This is a genomic window from Pseudomonas sp. LBUM1674 (assembly GCF_059695635.1).
In genome coordinates, this window is record NZ_CP166779.1 from 3,386,562 (window position 1) to 3,403,290 (window position 16,729).

Annotated in this window: 11 protein-coding genes; 5 read left to right on the plus strand and 6 right to left on the minus strand. The window is 60.8% G+C overall.

Annotated features, from left to right (window positions below; genetic code table 11):
- Positions 1 to 118 precede the first annotated feature (118 nt).
- Positions 119 to 1,183 carry an autotransporter domain-containing protein gene (locus ACA067_RS15645; protein WP_497462593.1) on the plus strand — a complete coding sequence of 355 codons (1,065 nt, stop codon included), beginning with the start codon at positions 119 to 121 and terminating at the stop codon, positions 1,181 to 1,183.
- Between the two features lie 134 nt (positions 1,184 to 1,317).
- Here ACA067_RS15645 and glgB read toward each other — a convergent pair whose 3' ends face one another.
- From glgB to ACA067_RS15660, 3 genes are all read right to left on the minus strand, one after another.
- On the minus strand, positions 1,318 to 3,549 hold the full coding sequence (gene glgB / locus ACA067_RS15650; protein WP_497462594.1) for a 1,4-alpha-glucan branching protein GlgB: 2,232 nt from the start codon (positions 3,547 to 3,549) through the stop codon (positions 1,318 to 1,320).
- A 2-nt stretch (positions 3,550 to 3,551) separates the two neighbouring features.
- Positions 3,552 to 6,893 (minus strand): maltose alpha-D-glucosyltransferase, encoded by a 3,342-nt coding sequence (gene treS, locus ACA067_RS15655; protein WP_497462595.1) that lies wholly within the window; start codon positions 6,891 to 6,893, stop codon positions 3,552 to 3,554.
- A gap of 158 nt (positions 6,894 to 7,051) precedes the next feature.
- Positions 7,052 to 9,046: an alpha-1,4-glucan--maltose-1-phosphate maltosyltransferase gene (locus ACA067_RS15660; RefSeq protein ID WP_497462596.1), complete on the minus strand. Its 1,995-nt coding sequence runs from the start codon at positions 9,044 to 9,046 to the stop codon at positions 7,052 to 7,054.
- A gap of 217 nt (positions 9,047 to 9,263) precedes the next feature.
- Between ACA067_RS15660 and ACA067_RS15665 the strand changes: the two genes are divergently transcribed.
- Positions 9,264 to 9,422, plus strand: a complete 159-nt coding sequence (locus ACA067_RS15665; RefSeq protein ID WP_497462597.1) for a hypothetical protein — start codon at positions 9,264 to 9,266, stop codon at positions 9,420 to 9,422.
- Between the two features lie 19 nt (positions 9,423 to 9,441).
- Here ACA067_RS15665 and ACA067_RS15670 read toward each other — a convergent pair whose 3' ends face one another.
- Positions 9,442 to 9,945 carry an MgtC/SapB family protein gene (locus tag ACA067_RS15670; protein WP_497462598.1) on the minus strand — a complete coding sequence of 168 codons (504 nt, stop codon included), beginning with the start codon at positions 9,943 to 9,945 and terminating at the stop codon, positions 9,442 to 9,444.
- Between the two features lie 130 nt (positions 9,946 to 10,075).
- Between ACA067_RS15670 and ACA067_RS15675 the strand changes: the two genes are divergently transcribed.
- The 3 genes from ACA067_RS15675 (at position 10,076) to mapR (ending at position 13,520) form a co-directional block, all read left to right on the plus strand.
- Entirely contained in the window at positions 10,076 to 10,309 is a 234-nt protein-coding gene (locus ACA067_RS15675; RefSeq protein WP_497462599.1) for a DUF3203 family protein, read from the plus strand.
- Positions 10,310 to 10,504: 195 nt separating this feature from the next.
- A complete protein-coding gene (gene ccoG, locus ACA067_RS15680; RefSeq protein ID WP_497462600.1) occupies positions 10,505 to 11,950 on the plus strand; it encodes a cytochrome c oxidase accessory protein CcoG in 1,446 nt (481 codons plus the stop codon).
- 160 nt (positions 11,951 to 12,110) lie between these two features.
- Positions 12,111 to 13,520 (plus strand): GntR family transcriptional regulator MpaR, encoded by a 1,410-nt coding sequence (mapR, locus tag ACA067_RS15685; RefSeq protein ID WP_497462601.1) that lies wholly within the window; start codon positions 12,111 to 12,113, stop codon positions 13,518 to 13,520.
- A gap of 153 nt (positions 13,521 to 13,673) precedes the next feature.
- Here the strand turns inward: mapR and ACA067_RS15690 are convergent, their stop codons facing one another.
- Together ACA067_RS15690 and ACA067_RS15695 are read right to left on the minus strand one after the other, a co-directional pair.
- Complete coding sequence (locus ACA067_RS15690) at positions 13,674 to 14,420, minus strand: SDR family oxidoreductase (RefSeq protein WP_128870762.1); 747 nt, start codon at positions 14,418 to 14,420, stop codon at positions 13,674 to 13,676.
- A gap of 117 nt (positions 14,421 to 14,537) precedes the next feature.
- The gene (locus ACA067_RS15695) at positions 14,538 to 16,619 is read right to left on the minus strand and encodes a putative bifunctional diguanylate cyclase/phosphodiesterase (RefSeq protein WP_497462602.1); all 2,082 of its coding nucleotides are present in this window, start codon (positions 16,617 to 16,619) and stop codon (positions 14,538 to 14,540) included.
- Between the last annotated feature and the right edge of the window lie 110 nt (positions 16,620 to 16,729).

Here is a 16,729-nt window from a genome sequence, read left to right on the forward strand (position 1 = left end):
CAGGCACCCGCGATAACGGGCGGCCAGAGGTTTGCCCAACCCATTCGGTCGCCCCTCATTCGGGGTAGGAGAGAGACGCCAAAGCGAGATAAGGCACGCTATTGCAAGGAAGGCCCCCATGAAAAAGTCACTCAGCCCACAAGAGATCAAATTCACGTTGTGCGCGGTCTCGAGTTCTCTCCTGCTGTGCTCGGCCATGGAGATCCACGCCTCGCCTGAAGATGAAAAAACCGCCTGGTATGACCAGGAGGTTCATAGGCTGACCTTGCCCGCCCTCGCTGCAACCGATGCTGGCCGCATCAATGCCAATCCTGACCTGCGCAGTTCACACCTCACGGTTGAAGACGCCGCGCCGTTGGCCTGGGATCAGCTTTACGGGAAGGCATCGCGGCAGGCACAAACCGACTATCTGGCCCAGGGCTATTCCATCCCGGACGCCAACACCCTCAAAGGCCCGGCGATCCTCACCTTGCAAAATGGCAGTGGCCATACCCAGCGGGTCGGACTGATCGGCGGCACGAGTCAGTTCCGAGGCAATGGCAACGGCTTGCTGACCAGTCGCGCCCTGGCCGATTCCCACACCGAGACCCTCAACCTGCAAGGCGAGAGCCTCGGCGCCTACTGGAGCCTGACCGGCCCCCAAGGCTGGCACGTGGACTTGAGCGCCAGCGGCGGCCGGGTCAACGGTTACAGCCGTGACGGCCAGGGCAACCGGCAAGCGGCCGAAGGCAGCGCGGTGACGCTGTCGGTGGAAGGTGGTTTCCCGATCGGCCTGAGCGAAAACTGGGTGGTTGAACCCCAGGCGCAGTTGATCAATCAACGGATCACCCTGGACACCCCAAACCGGGACTCAAGAGACCCGTCGTCCAGCGACCTGACGTCGTGGAGCGGTCGGGTCGGTGCAAAGTTGAAAGGTAGCTACGACATCAATGGCCTGCCTATCGAACCTTACGTGCGGACCAACTTGTGGCACACGGTGTACGCCGGCAATACGCTGACCCTCGATCAAGTCGACAAGATCAGCAGCAGCCGCTATTCATCGTCCGTCGAAGTGGGGTTGGGTCTGGTGGCCAGAGTGACGCCCGGCGTGAGTTTGTACATCAGCGCCGATTACAGCAGTGATGTGGATGACAATGATTTGAATGGGTTGATTGGGAGTATGGGGGTGCGGATGCGGTGGTGAGTGTTTGATTTCAAGGAATAGGTTGTTTCGTCTGACGCCTTCGCGAGCAAGCCCGCTCCCACATTGGTTTTGTGTACTACATCAATCCAGTGTGGGAGCGAGCCTGCTCGCGAAGGGCGCGACGCGGTGTTAGATCAACCTTCCGGGCGCAACATCAGCACCGCCAACGGTGGCAGATTCAACACCAGCGACAGCGCCTGCCCATGGCTCGGCTCATCCTCGGTAAACGCCCCGCCGCTATTCCCGTAGTTCGACCCGGCATAAGTCGCCGAATCGCTGTTGATCACCTCGGTCCAGCGCCCGGCAAACGGCACACCAATACGATAAGCCTCACGCGGCACCGGCGTGAAGTTTGCCACCACCAGCACCGGCCGCCCGTCCTTGCTCCAGCGCAGGAAGGCATAGACGCTGTTGACCGCGTCATCACCGATCAACCACTGGAAACCCTGCGGCGCGTCGTCCTGCTCGTGCAGTGCCGGCTCTTCGCGGTACAGCCGGTTGAGATCGCCGACCAGTTTCTGCACGCCCTTGTGTTCCGAATACTGCAGCAGGTACCAATCGAGTTGCTGGTCGTGGTTCCACTCGCGCCACTGGCCGAACTCGCAGCCCATGAACAGCAGCTTCTTGCCCGGATGGCCCCACATGAAACTCAGGTACGCCCGCAAGTTGGCGAATTTCTGCCAGCGATCGCCTGGCATCTTGTCGATCAGCGAATGCTTGCCGTGCACCACTTCATCGTGGGAGATCGGCAGGATGAAGCGCTCGGACCACGCATACACCAGGCCGAAACTCAGTTCGTTGTGGTGATGGGCGCGGTACACCGGGTCCTGCTGGATGTAATGCAGCGAATCGTGCATCCAGCCCATGTTCCACTTGTAGTCAAAGCCCAGGCCGCCCTGTTGAGTGGTCTGGCTGACACCTGGCCACGCGGTGGACTCTTCGGCAATTACCAGCGCGCCGGGGGCTTCGAGGTCCACGACATCATTGAGATGACGCAGGAAGTCGATGGCTTCAAGGTTCTCCCGGCCGCCATGCCGGTTGGGTACCCACTCGCCGGCCTTGCGCGAGTAGTCGCGATACAACATCGAGGCCACCGCATCGACGCGCAGGCCATCGACATGGAAATGCTTGAGCCAGTGCAGCGCCGACGCCAACATGTAGCCGTGCACTTCGGTGCGGCCCAGGTTGTAGATCAGTGTGTCCCAATCCTGGTGAAAACCTTCCTGTGGATTGCCGTACTCGTATAGCGCGGTGCCGTCGAACTGCGCCATGCCGTGGGTATCGGTAGGAAAATGAGCCGGCACCCAATCGAGGATCACGCCGATTTCAGCCTGGTGACAGGCGTTGACGAAAGCCGCGAAATCATCCGGCGATCCGTAGCGGGCACTCGGGGCGAATTGCGACAGCAGTTGATACCCCCATGAACCGCCGAACGGATGTTCCATGATCGGCATCAATTCGATGTGGGTAAAGCCCAATTCCTTGACATACGGAATCAACCGTTCGGCCATTTCATGCCAGGTGTACTGGCGGGCCACTTCGCCCAGATCATCCAGCTCGCACTGCCAGGACCCGGCATGCAGTTCGTAGATCGACAGCGGCGCGCTCGGCCGATGACGGTCGCCGCGCGACAGCATCCAGTCCTGATCCTGCCAGTCGACGTTCAGCGGTGAAGCGACTTTCGACGCGGTGTCCGGCGGCAGCGAGGTGGCCAGGGCCATCGGGTCGGCCTTGAGTGGCAGAATGCCGTGGCTGCCGAGGATTTCGTATTTGTAGGCCTCTCCCGCTTGCATGCGCGGGATGAAGACTTCCCAGACGCCAGTGGGATGGCGCAGACGCATGGGATGGCGGCGACCGTCCCAGTTGTTGAAGTCACCGACCACCGACACCCGTCTGGCGTTCGGTGCCCACACGGCGAAGCGCACGCCGTCGACACCGTCTACTGTCTTCAGTTGCGCACCGAGGCAAGCACTGAGATCGCGATGGTTGCCCTCGGCGAACAGGTACAAGTCCATCTCGCCGAGCAACGGTCCAAAGCTGTAAGGGTCTTCTGACAGTTGTTCGCCACCGGCCCAGCGGGTGCGCAGCAGATAAGGCTGGCTCCTGTCGAAGTGCCCGACGAACAGCCCCGGTGTCTGGGTCGGCTCAAGGTTGCCGAGTTCCTCCCCGGAGTCCTTGGCCACTACCTGTACGCTTAAGGCGTCCGGCAGATAGGCCCGAATGAATTGCCCGCCGGCGCCATCGCCGTGGGGGCCGAGAATTGCAAAAGGGTCATGATGCTCGGCACGTACCAGAGCATCGATATCCCGTGCCTTGGGCAGCAGCGCTTCTTTAGCGTGACCCTGATCCCTGTTCGAGAAACTCATGACTACTCTCCATCAAAATCGGAAAAGGGTTTAAGCCCACTCAATAGCCCATACAAACCGTGCAGCGGCACGGGCAACCATGTGGGGCGATTTTCAGCCTCATACGCCACCTCATAAGCCGCCTTCTCCAGACCGAACAACGCCAACGCGGCGTCCTCGCCTTCCGGATCTTGCCACGCATGAGCAAGACTAGCTGCCGCCAGCCGATAAGCGTCGATAAATGCTTGTCGTGCTTCATTTAAATAGCGTTCGGCGACGCGCTGGCGAGCAGCCTGGGCCAGGTCGGTGTTGTCGACGTTGTGCACGTTGATCGCCATCGCCGCAGCGTAGTCGAAAGAACGCAACACTCCACTCACATCTTTATAAGGACTGTGTTTGCCCCGTCGTTCGTGCAGCGGCCGCGCCGGCTCGCCTTCGAAGTCGATCAGGTAGGCGTCCCCCTTGATCACCAGCACTTGCCCGAGGTGCAAGTCGCCATGGACGCGGATCCGCAGGCCACCGGCGGCCTTTTTGCCCAATTCCTGGACGTGGCTGAGGACGGCATTTTTGTTGTCCAGTAAACGGCTGACCAGGGTTTTGTCCGCTGAGTTCAGTTCGCCTTGATGTTGCTTGAGCAACTTGAAGGCGTTTTCCAGTTGCGCCGCCACATCCTTGGCCGAGGCCAGTGCCTCCTTCTGCGTGGTGGCTTGCGGCGCGAAGTCCGGGTTGTCGGTCGGTGCCGCCAGCACCTGGTGCATTTCCCCCAGACGCTGGCCGAGCATGCCGGCGAAGTCCCTCAGCTCGCCGAGGGCGTTGTAGTGCTGTTCCTGCTCGGACATGGCGTCGGCCAGTTCATCGCGTAACGCCCGTTCCAGGTTGTTCTGCGTCCATTCCCAGGCATCCCCCTGATTGCTCAGGTAACCCTGGGCAATCATCAACAGATTGTCCTCGCCCGCCGCATCACGGCGAATCACCGAGCCCAGCAGCGGCGAAATATTGGCGAAGCCGGCTTCGGTCAGGTACGCGCTCATTTCCAGTTCCGGGTGCACACCCGAGGCGACTTTACGGATCAGCTTGAGCACCATGCTGCTGCCGATCACCACCGAACTGTTGGACTGCTCGGCGGACAGGTAACGCACTTCCGGCTCAGCCATGAGCCCCAGCTTGTCCAGTTCGTCGGTGGCTTCGAAACGGATCTCGCCACCATCCGAAGGCAACAGGGTGTTGTTTTGCATGCCCTGCAACACCGCGCGGATGAAGTTTTCCAGGGCGAACGCATCGGTGATCAAACCAACCTGAGGCCCGCGTCGCACCCGAGACAGCGCCAGTTGCTGCGGCAGTGCGGGGCCGACCTGATCATCGGCAATGAAGCCGAACGGCAATTGGTAACGGCTGGTCTGGCCGCCGCTGGTGACTTCGATTTCACTCAGCAACACCGGATGCTGCGCATCACCGAAGCGCACGCCGTAGGCCAGGTGGACCTTGTCTATGGCCGCGTCCTTACCCGCGAACCAGCGGCGGTTTTGCAACCAGCTTGGCAAGATGCCCTGCTCCAGCGTGCCACGTGACGGCGCTTCGAGCAGTTCTTCCAAGCGTTTCTTCAGTACCAGCGTCGTGAAGTCCGGAAGGCTTTGCGCCGGTTCTACGTGCCAGCTAGGCATTTGATTCTCCGTTGCGAGTCCGAACCAGTAAAAACCGTAAGGCGCCAGGGTCAACAGGAAATTCAGTTGGCCAATCGGCGGGAAGGCGTTACCGCCAAGCATCTCCACCGGCACCATGCCGGCGTAGGCGGACAGGTCCAGTTCCGCCGCTTGCGCACTGCGCGAGACGTTGGCGACACACAGGATGATTTCGTACTTGCCATCCGGCCCGGTGAATTCACGGGTGTACGCCAGTATCCGGCGGTTGCTCGGCGAGAGCATTTTCAGGGTGCCGCGACCGAAGGCCTTGGACTGCTTGCGCACGGCGAGCATGCGCCGCGTCCAGTTCAACAGCGAATGCGGGTCGCCGGCCTGGGTTTCGACGTTGACCGACAGGTAGCCGTATTGCGGGTCCATGATCGGTGGCAGCACCAGGCTGGCCGGGTCGGCGCGGGAGAAGCCGCCGTTACGGTCGATCGACCACTGCATCGGCGTGCGCACACCGTCGCGGTCGCCGAGGTAAATGTTGTCGCCCATGCCGATTTCATCGCCGTAATACAGGGTCGGCGTGCCGGGCATCGACAGCAGCAGGCTGTTCAACAGCTCGACGCGGCGGCGGTCGCGCTCCATCAACGGCGCCAGGCGGCGGCGAATGCCCAGGTTGATCCGCGCCCGACGGTCGGCCGCGTAGTAATTCCACAGGTAGTCGCGCTCCCTGTCGGTGACCATTTCCAGCGTCAGCTCATCATGGTTGCGCAGGAATATCGCCCACTGGCAGTTGGCCGGAATTTCCGGGGTCTGGCGCAGGATGTCGGTGATCGGGAACCTGTCTTCCTGGGCCAGCGCCATGTACATGCGCGGCATCAACGGGAAGTGGAACGCCATGTGGCACTCATCGCCATTGAGGCCTTTGGCGTCGGTGTCACCGAAATACAGCTGGGTATCTTCCGGCCATTGGTTGGCCTCGGCCAGCAGCATGCGGTCCGGGTAGTTGGCGTCGATTTCGGCACGGATCTGCTTGAGGACGTCATGGGTCTCGGGCAGGTTCTCGTTGTTGGTGCCGTCTCGTTCGATCAGGTATGGAATTGCATCCAGACGCAAACCGTCGATACCCATGTCGAGCCAGTAACGCATGACCGACAGCACGGCCTTCATGACTTGCGGATTGTCGAAGTTCAGATCCGGCTGGTGCGAATAGAAGCGGTGCCAGAAGTACTGGCCGGCCACCGGATCCCAGGTCCAGTTGGATTTCTCTGTGTCGAGGAAAATGATGCGGGTGCCGTCGTATTTGTGATCGTCATCGGACCAGACGTAGAAATCCCGCGCCGCCGAACCTTTTTTGGCCTTGCGTGCGCGCTGGAACCACGCGTGTTGATCCGAGGTGTGGTTGATGACCAGCTCGGTAATCACCCGCAGGCCTCGTTTGTGGGCCTCGAAAATGAACCGCTTGGCATCGGCCATGGTGCCGTAATCGGAATGCACGCCACGGTATTCGGCGATGTCGTAGCCATCGTCGCGCCGTGGCGAGGGGTAGAAGGGCAACAGCCAGACGGTATTGACGCCGAGGTCGGCAATATAATCAAGTTTGGCGATAAGACCGGGAAAGTCGCCGATCCCGTCATTGTTGGAGTCGAAAAACGATTTGACATGAACCTGGTAGATCACTGCATCCTTGTACCAGAGCGGATCCTTGATAAAGGTGGCTGCCTTGGGTTTCTTCGCCATTTGAAACTCCTGTTGAAAACCAGAGACGCCCCGGACCAGATCGTTCCCATGCTCTGCGTGGGAATGCCTACACGGACGCTCCGCGTTCGGCTCTGGATGGAACGCGGAGCGTCCCGGGCTGCGTTCCCACGCGGAGCGTGGGAACGATCGATCATGTGTTAAACGGTGAATCGCCAGATCCCGAACGGCTGATGCGCCGGATCGATTCGCATGAACTGGTACTTGCCGTGCCAGGTCCAGCGATGGCCACTCATCAGATCTTCACCCTGGCTGCTGGCGTCGTCGGGTAACCCCATCTCCCACAGCGGTAATTCGAAATTCGCTTCCTGGACGTTGTGCGGATCCAGGCTGACCGCCACCAGAATGAAATTGCTGCCATCGGCACTGCGTTTGCCGAAATACAGAATGTTGTCATTCCAGGCGTTATAGACCTTCAGCCCCAGGTGCGTCTGCAGGGCCGGGTTCTGCCGGCGAATCCGGTTGAGCTGGGCAATCTCGGCAATGATATTGCCCGGCGCGGTGAAGTCCCGTGGGCGGATTTCATACTTCTCGGAGTTGAGGTATTCCTCCTTGCCCGGCACGGGTGCCGCTTCACAGAGCTCGAACCCTGAATACATGCCCCACAGACCGGAGCCCATGGTCGCCAGTGCCGCGCGGATCAGAAAACCGGCACGCCCGCTTTCATGCAGGAATGCCGGGTTGATGTCCGGCGTATTGACGAAGAAGTTCGGCCGGTAACACTCGCGCCACGGCGACTCGTTGAGTTCGGTGAAATAGGTCGCCAGCTCGGTCTTGGTGTTACGCCAGGTGAAGTAGGTGTAGCTCTGGGTGTAACCGACCTTGCCCAGTCGCGCCATCATCGCCGGGGTGGTAAAGGCTTCGGCCAGGAAGATCACTTCCGGGTGCAACGCCCGCACATCGGCGATCAGCCATTGCCAGAACGGCAGCGGTTTGGTGTGAGGGTTGTCGACGCGAAAGAGCTTCACGCCCTCCTCGACCCAACCGATCACGACGTCGCGCAATTCAACCCAGAGACTGGGAATCGCCTCGGTGGCATAGAAGTCGACGTTGACAATGTCCTGGTATTTCTTCGGCGGGTTTTCGGCATATTTGATCGTGCCGTCCGGCCGCCAGTTGAACCAGCCCGGGTGCTGTTGGAGCCACGGATGGTCCTGAGAACACTGGATAGCGAAATCGAGGGCGATTTCCAACCCATGCTCGGCCGCTGCCGCCACCAGCCGGCGGAAGTCTTCGCGGGTACCCAGTTCCGAGTGAATCGCCTCATGCCCGCCCTCTTCGCTGCCGATGGCATAAGGACTGCCGGGATCGTTCGGCCCGGCGGTCAGGGAGTTGTTGGGGCCTTTGCGGTAACTGCGGCCGATCGGGTGGATCGGCGGGAAGTACAGCACGTCGAAGCCCATGTCCTGGATCATCGGCAGCCGCGAATGCACATCGTTGAAGGTGCCGTGGCGGGCCGGGTCATCGGTGATCGAGCGGGGGAACAATTCATACCAGCTGGCGAACTGCGCCAGTTCTCGCTCGACGTCCAGCGGATACTCGGGACTGAGGCTCAAATACGCGCGGTGATCGGCCCTGGCCATCAACTCGGCACTACGCTGGTGCATGAACAGCGCGACCTGCTCGGTTTCGAGCAGCCCGGACAGTTCATGGTGCAGCGCCGCCAGGTCTTCGCTCAGCTGGCCTTCCGCGCGCTCGGCCGCTTGCTGGACCTGGTTGCGGCCTTCCTGCAATTCCAGGCTGATGGGAACGCCCGCCAGATACTTTTTCTCCAGCTCATAGCGGAAGCTGGCGAATTGATCGATCCAGGCTTCGATACAAAATACATAACGGCCCTGCTCCACCACATGGAACTCGCCCTGCCAGCCATTATTGCCCAGGCTGGCCATGACCTCGCTTTGCCAGGTCTCATCGCCATCGGCACACCAGCGCACCCGTACGGCCAGTTGATCGTGGCCATCGGCAAACACCTTGCTGGTCACCACCACGTCCTGCCCCGCCACGGCCTTGACGGCAAACTGCCCGCCATCGAGGGTCGGCATGGTGTTTTCGATCGCGATGCGCGGCAGCAGTAACGCCTGCGACAGCGGCATATGCGGGTTGTAGTTGAGCTCTGTCGGTTTTTCAGCAGTCATCGAGCATCTCTCCTTTACGCCCCATGGACGCTCTTGTGCTTGGTCGCCATTCGCGCAAGGCCGTCGGCCCCGGAATGAACTCACTTAGGTTCCGAGCGACGGGCGCGGGTAAAAGTTCACGGGGATTTGCCAGGTCTTCGGGGGAATCAATTCCTCTGCGCGGTGGTCAATCCACTTAAGCACGTCTTACGCCATGTGCCATAAGGAGGCTTCAACGATGAGTATTCCCATCCCGGCTGAAACACCCGATCCGAACATAGATAGCCCGACGATACCGCCGACCGAGCCGGAACCGGTGCCTGAACAAGAGCCGCCAGGAACCACACCGCCGCCGCGGGAAGATCCGCCGGAGACGATGCCGCCGGTGATCGTGTAGGAGCTGCCGAAGGCAGCTCCTACAGGTGATTGTGATCCTTCTCGAAGATCTTCACGATCTTGGGCATCACCCCCAGGATCAGCAATGCCAGCAACGTACTGAGCACCGCCGTCGCCTCGCGCCCCATCCCGGCTGAAACACCGATGGCCGCGGTCATCCACAAGCCGGCGGCGGTGGTCAGGCCTTTGACGTGGCCTTCATCGCCCTCCTGGTTCTTCAGGATGGTCCCGGCCCCGAGAAAGCCGATCCCGGCGATCACGCCCTGTACCACCCGGCTCATGGCGTCGGCCTGGGAACCGGACATCTGCGGCACCAGCACAAACAGCGCCGCCCCCAACGCCACCAGCATGTGGGTGCGCACACCGGCGGCCTTGCCTTTTTGTTCGCGTTCGAAACCGAGAATCCCGCCCAACAGCGCGGCCATCAGCAGGCGCACGGTGATGCGTGTCAGCTGGGATGCATCGCCGATGTCGGCGAACTCCGCTTGCAGGGTCACCCAAACCTCATGCAACCAGGCGTTCATGGCGCAGTCCTATGATTCAGAGAAAGTCGTTTGGACGATGCGCCGTGCCGACCATTAATCGGTTGCACAGAACGATGTCCGCCAATTACGTCCTAACAGCTTAGAACCCGCCGAAAAAAGGACACCTCATATGTCGGTACGCATCGAACACCAGACCTGCTTCTTCACGACCGAGAACGGCGAAGAAATTCGTCTGTGTCCCGACGTCATCATCCTTACTGACTCTGAGAAGGCGATGTCAGCGGTGGACCTCGACGGTCAGCGCATCTACATCACCGAAGCAGAAGCCGATGCATTGACCGTAGCAGGTGCCGTGGACGGTCGCAGGCATCTGAAGGCCACCGACAGTGATTCGGTGATTTGACGGATTCGCATCAACAACCCCTCCCTGCGCCGGATGCAGGCGTCGGTATCCCGCTGTGCCAGATGCTTCAAGTTGTCGCAGGCAGCGGGTTACGGCCCATCTGATCCGCTTTTTATTGCAATAGCTGAGTCTGTTATGCAAACAGATCGCCGCGCATAGTGCTCACGCCTGATGGAGGCTGATGAGCGACAGACCATGAGCGATAGAATCCCCGTCCGATCCCTGGAAAGCGCACCCCTGGTACACAGCTACGAGGTACAAAGCCACGAGCCTTCGCGTCCAAAGATGAAGGTCAAGTCCAGCGACAACCTGATCCACACCCGCAGCTTCACCGGCCTGTTCCGCACGTTGCGCATGAGCGGCGCAGGTTTTTTATTCCTGCTGTTCTTCGCCACCGCGTGGTTGAACTGGGGCGGTCGCCAGGCGGTGCTCTGGGACCTGTCCGAAAGCAAATTTCACATCTTCGGCGCGACCTTCTGGCCGCAGGATTTCATCCTGCTCTCGGCACTGCTGATCATTGCCGCGTTCGGGCTGTTTGCGATTACCGTGTTCGCCGGCAGAGTCTGGTGCGGCTACACCTGCCCCCAGAGCTCCTGGACCTGGATCTTCATGTGGTGCGAGAAGATCACCGAGGGCGAACGCAACCAGCGGATCAAGCTGCAAGCCGCGCCCTGGGGCCTGAACAAACTGATCCGGCGCTCGACCAAGCACACCTTGTGGCTGGCCATCAGCCTGCTGACCGGCCTGACCTTTGTCGGCTACTTCACGCCGATCCGGCCGCTGGCCGAAGAGTTGTTGACCTTGCAAATGGGCGGCGTCAGCCTGTTCTGGGTGTTGTTTTTCACCGGCGCCACCTACATCAACGCCGGTTGGCTGCGTGAAGCGGTGTGCATGCACATGTGCCCGTATGCGCGGTTCCAGAGCGTGATGTTCGACAAAGACACCCTGACCATTTCCTACGACGTCGCCCGTGGTGAAGACCGTGGCCCGCGCAAACGTGAGGTGGCACCGGCAGAAGTCGGACTCGGCGATTGCATCGACTGCCAGCTTTGCGTGCAGGTCTGCCCCACCGGCATCGACATCCGCGACGGTTTGCAGATGGAGTGTATCGGCTGCGCGGCGTGCATCGACGCCTGCGATTCGATCATGGACAAGATGGGCTATCCCCGTGGGCTGATCAGCTATACCTCGGAGCATGAGTTGCAGGGTGGCAAGACCCGGCTGCTGCGGCCACGGCTGATCGGTTATACCGCCGTGCTGCTGATAATGATCGGCGCCCTCGCCCTGGCGCTGGTTGAGCGGCCAATGGTCTCGCTGGACGTGAGCAAGGACCGGGGCCTGTTTCGGGAGAACAGTCAGGGGCAGATCGAGAACATCTATAGCCTGAAGGTCATCAACAAGACCCAGCAACGTCAGGACTACCGCTTGACCCTGGTCGATGGCGACGGTTTCCAGCTTCAGGGCAAGACCGAACTGAGCCTGGCGCCAGGCGAGATAGTCGATGTGCCGGTGTCGGTGGCGATGACCAGCGAACGGCCCAGCAGCGGGTCGCAGAGCATCAGCTTCAAGATTGTCGACCATGATGAGCCCGATATTTATAGCGTGGCCAAGAGCCGGTTTGTTGCGCCGATGAACAGATGAGCCTTTAAAATGCAGAGCAAAAGATCGCAGCCTGCGGCAGCTCCTACGGGTGCACGCCGATTCAATGTAGGAGCTGCCGCAGGCTCGGGCCGCGTTCGGACGATCTTGGCAATTTCAGCTGCGCTCATTTCTCAATGAATGACACCTCTCCAGGCACCCGATGAAACGCTACGAAAAATTCGCCGACGACATCGCTGAACTGATCCGCTCCGGCGTCCTCGGCCCCGGGCAGCGTGTGCCTTCGGTGCGCTACGCCAGCCAGACCTACGGTGTCAGCCCGTCCACGGTGTTCCAGGCCTATTACCTGCTCGAACGCCGCGGGCTGATCCGCGCCCGGCCGCGATCCGGCTACTTCGTCAACGCCCATGCACCGAGCCCGTTTTCCGAGCCGGTGATCAGCAGCCAGGTCAACGAATCCACCGAAGTCGACGTCAGCGAACTGGTGTTCTCGGTCCTCGACTCGATCAAGGACCCCAACACCGTGCCCTTCGGCTCGGCCTTTCCCAGCCCTGCGCTGTTTCCGCTTCAGCGCCTGTCGCGCTCCCTGGCCAGTGCCGCCCGGGACATGGACCCGCGCATGGTGGTCACCGACATGTCGCCGGGCAACCCGCAGCTGCGGCGACAAATCGCCCTGCGCTACATGGTCGGTGGCCTGATGCTGCCCATGGAAGAACTGCTGATCACCAACGGCGCGCTGGAAGCCCTGAACCTGTGCCTACAGGCCGTCACCGAGCCTGGCGACCTGGTGGCCATCGAAGCGCCGGCGTTCTACGCCTGCCTGCAAGTGCTGGAACGCTTGAAGCTCAAAGCCGTGGAAATTCCCGTGCACCCACGCGACGGCATCGACCTTGGCGTGCTCGCGCAAACCCTGGAGCGCCACCCGATCAAGGCTTGCTGGTGCATGACCAGTTTCCAGAACCCCATGGGCGCGACCATGCCTGAAGCCAAAAAACGCGAACTGGTGGAGCTGCTGCGCAGTCATCAAGTGCCGCTGATCGAAGACGACGTCTACGCCGAGCTCTATTACGGTCAACAGGCGCCGAAACCGGCCAAAGCCTTCGACACAGAGGGACTGGTGATGCACTGCGGTTCATTCGCCAAGAGCCTGGCCCCCGGCTACCGCATTGGCTGGGTCGCTGCCGGGCGCTACGCGCAAAAGATCGAACGACTGAAACTCATGACCTCGCTCTGCGCCTCGATGCCAGCCCAGGCGGCCATTGCCGATTACCTGCAACATGGCGGTTACGACCGGCATTTGCGCAAACTGCGTTACGCGCTGGAAGAACAGCAGAGCGCGATGCTGGCGGCCATCGCTCGATATTTCCCCACGCAGACTCGAGTCAGCCAACCGGCGGGTGGGTACTTTTTGTGGCTGGAATTGCCGGCGCAGATGGATTCGTTGAAGTTGTTTCAGATGGCGCTGGCGCAGGGCATCAGCATTGCGCCGGGGCCGATCTTTTCGCCGGCCCAGCGCTTCAGGAATTGTATCCGGTTGAATTATGGCAGCCCATGGGATGAGGCTGCGGAGAAGGCGATGGAGACATTGGGGCGGATTGTCAGGTCCTTTTAAAAGCAAAAGATCGCAGCAACCCGTGTAGGAGCGTTGATCGTTCCCACGCTCTGCGTGGGAATGCAGCCCGGGACGCTCCGCGTCCCTTTCGAGAGCTGGAACGCGGAGCGCCCCTAGAGGCGTTCCCACGCAGAGCGTGGGAACGAGCAGCGGTCAACGGCCGCCGCCCAGATCCACAAAAGTCCCCGTGGCATACGACGCCTTGTCCGACAGCAACCACACAATCGCCTCCGCCACTTCATCCGGCCGACCACCGCGCGCCATCGGAATCGCCGATTCCAGCTTGCTGACCCGATCCGGATCGCCGCTCAGCGCATGAAAGTCGGTGTAGATAAATCCCGGCCGCACGGCGTTGACACGAATACCCTCGCCCGCCACTTCCTTGGACAGGCCGATGGTGAAGCTGTCGAGCGCACCTTTCGACGCCGCGTAGTCCACGTACTCGTTGGGTGATCCCAGGCGCGAGGCGACCGAGGACACGTTGACGATGCTGCCGCCCTGCCCGCCGTGTCTGGGCGACATGCGCAGGAGCGCATGCTTGGCGCAGAGGATCGGCGCCAGGACGTTGGTCTTGAGGGTTTTGAGGATGCGAAACTCGGACATTTCCTCGACCCGGGACTTGTGCCCGACAGTGCCAGCGTTGTTGACCAGGGCCGTGACCCTCCCCAGTTCGCTGTCCACCCTTTGAAACAGGGCGATCACTTCGTCTTCGATGCTGACGTCGGCGCGTACTGCGATGGCTTGCGCGCCGAGAGCGCGGACTTGCTCGAGCACCGTCTGGGCTGCTTCTTCGTCGGCCTGATAGTTGATGCAGATCCGATAGCCCTGTTCGGCGGCCAACAAGGCAGTGGCGGCGCCGATGCCGCGGCTGCCGCCAGTGATGACGATGACTTTATCCATGCTGGCTTTCCCCCGTTTCAAGCGTTAGCAGTCGGAGCAAAGAATAACCGTCATTCCCGGTTTTTGCATGGAGTCTGTGGTGTCTTTGCCAACGCCATCGAACGATAACGCGGTGCGTCACCCCGCCGCCAATTGCTCCCCACGAAGAATATCTGCCATGAAGCGCGCCGCCGGCAGCGGTTGGCCGAGCAGATACCCTTGCAACGAGTCGCAGCCGAGTTTCGTCAGGAAATCCTGTTGCACCCCGGTTTCGACGCCTTCGGCGACGATCCGCAGACCCAATGCCTGGCCAAGGGCGACAATGGCTGAAACGATGGCGGCGTCGTCGCTGTCGTGTTCCAGATCGCGGACAAACCCCCGGTCGATCTTCAGCTCATTGGCCGGCAGGCGCTTGAGGTACATCAAGCTCGAATAGCCGGTGCCAAAGTCATCGATGGACAGGTCGACGCCCATTTCCGACAACGCCTGAAGCACCGTCATGCTCACATCCGCATCGTTCATGGCGGTGGTCTCGGTGATTTCCAGGGTCAGGCTGTTGGCCGGCAAATGGTGCGTGGCCAGGGCTTTGGCCACACTCTGCACCAGCCCGACGTGGCAGAACTGCAAGGCCGACAGATTCACCGCGATGCGCCAGTCGGTGTAACCGAGCAGATACCACTCGCGCATCTGCCGGCAAGCTTCGTGGAGCACCCAGTCGCCAATCGGAATGATCAGCCCGGTTTTCTCCGCCAGGTCGATGAACTTGTCCGGCAGCAGCATGCCCTGGGTCGGGTGCTCCCAGCGCAGCAGCGCTTCGGCGCCGACCGGATGGCCATTGACAGCGTCGAACTTGGGCTGGTAATGGAGACTGAACTGCTGCTGCTCCAGTGCGTTGCGCAAGTCTTGCAGCAGTTGCAGCTGTTTGCGGGCGTTGCTGTTCATCGATACATCGAAAAAACTGTAGCCGTTTTTCCCGGTGCCCTTGGCGTGATACATCGCCGCGTCGGCGTTCATCAGCAACTCTTCAGCGCTGTAGCCGTTACCCGGATACACCGCGATACCGACACTGGCGGAGATTTGCAGGTCATGTTCGGCCACCTGGAATGGGCGCGCAATCAATCCTACCTGGCGGGCCGCCAGGTTCAAGGCGTCGTTCTCCTCGCCCAGTTGCACCAGCAGCACGAACTCATCGCCACCGATCCGTGCCAGGGTGTCCTGACTGCGCAAATCCTCGCGCAGCCGCAGGCCGACCGCTCGCAGCAACTGATCGCCCATGTGATGACCGAAGGCATCGTTGACCGGTTTGAACCCGTCCAGATCGATGAACATCAACGCAAAACAACCGCCCTGCTCCTGCACTTTCGACATCGCCTGATCGATACGGTCAGCCAGCAACACCCGATTCGGCAGGCCGGTCAGGGTGTCATGCAGGGCCAGTTGGGTCAGTTCGCGATTGGCTTCGGTCAGCGAGTGGGCAAGGCTGGCGGTGCGCGTCTCCATGCGTGCATCGAGCACCGACGTCAGCAAGGCAATGGTCAAAATGGCCAGGGTGGTGATCAGCACCAGGTTGTCCAGGCCCTTGCCGTTCAAGCCGTCGATGGCCGCGCCACAGAAACTGCCGTCGGCGAAGCGCGCCGCGGCCATGGCGGTGTAGTGCATGCCGACGATGGCGATACCCATGATGACCGCCGCACCGCCACGGATCAGGATCACATGAGGGCTGCGCTGGCGCAGGCGGAAAGCGATCCATAACGCGGCGCCCGACGCGCCGACCGCAATAAGCAGCGAGGCGCCGAACAGTGTCGGGTCGTAATCGATCCCCGGTTGCATACGCATGGCGGCCATGCCGGTGTAATGCATGGCACTGATTCCGGCGCCCATGACCAGCGCACCGAACGCCAGTTGCCAGGCGGGCAACTGCGGCTGACTGACCAGCCACAAGGCAAAGCCGCAGGACAGGATCCCGATCAGCAGTGACAGCATGGTCAGGGTGACATCGTAACCGAGGTCGATCGGCAGTTTGAACGCGAGCATGCCGATGAAATGCATCGACCACACCCCTGTGCCCATGGCAAAGGCGCCGCCCGCGGTCCATAAATGCACGGCGCGACCTTTGGCCGTGGCGATGCGTTCGGTGAGGTCGAGCGCGGTATAGGAAGCGAGAATCGCTACACAGAGCGAGATGATAACCAGCGTGGGGGAATAGCTACCGATGAGCATGGGGCTTCTCGCGACCGCCCCGTCGTACTGCTTCCATTCTCGAGGGGCAAATCGGGCGATTGTACTCAATGCGCAATAGAACGCACTGACAAAATGAGCAAAAGGCCATC

Bases quoted from the DNA above. Each gene is read 5' to 3' on its own strand.
- ACA067_RS15690 (WP_128870762.1), bottom strand. From the start codon at position 14,420: ATGGATAAAGTCATCGTCATCACTGGCGGCAGCCGCGGCATCGGCGCC.
- mapR (WP_497462601.1), top strand. From the start codon at position 12,111: ATGAAACGCTACGAAAAATTCGCCGACGACATCGCTGAACTGATCCGC.
- ccoG (WP_497462600.1), top strand. From the start codon at position 10,505: ATGAGCGATAGAATCCCCGTCCGATCCCTGGAAAGCGCACCCCTGGTA.
- ACA067_RS15665 (WP_497462597.1), top strand. From the start codon at position 9,264: ATGAGTATTCCCATCCCGGCTGAAACACCCGATCCGAACATAGATAGC.
- ACA067_RS15670 (WP_497462598.1), bottom strand. From the start codon at position 9,945: ATGAACGCCTGGTTGCATGAGGTTTGGGTGACCCTGCAAGCGGAGTTC.
- ACA067_RS15645 (WP_497462593.1), top strand. From the start codon at position 119: ATGAAAAAGTCACTCAGCCCACAAGAGATCAAATTCACGTTGTGCGCG.
- ACA067_RS15660 (WP_497462596.1), bottom strand. From the start codon at position 9,046: ATGACTGCTGAAAAACCGACAGAGCTCAACTACAACCCGCATATGCCG.
- ACA067_RS15675 (WP_497462599.1), top strand. From the start codon at position 10,076: ATGTCGGTACGCATCGAACACCAGACCTGCTTCTTCACGACCGAGAAC.
- glgB (WP_497462594.1), bottom strand. From the start codon at position 3,549: ATGAGTTTCTCGAACAGGGATCAGGGTCACGCTAAAGAAGCGCTGCTG.
- treS (WP_497462595.1), bottom strand. From the start codon at position 6,893: ATGGCGAAGAAACCCAAGGCAGCCACCTTTATCAAGGATCCGCTCTGG.
- ACA067_RS15695 (WP_497462602.1), bottom strand. From the start codon at position 16,619: ATGCTCATCGGTAGCTATTCCCCCACGCTGGTTATCATCTCGCTCTGT.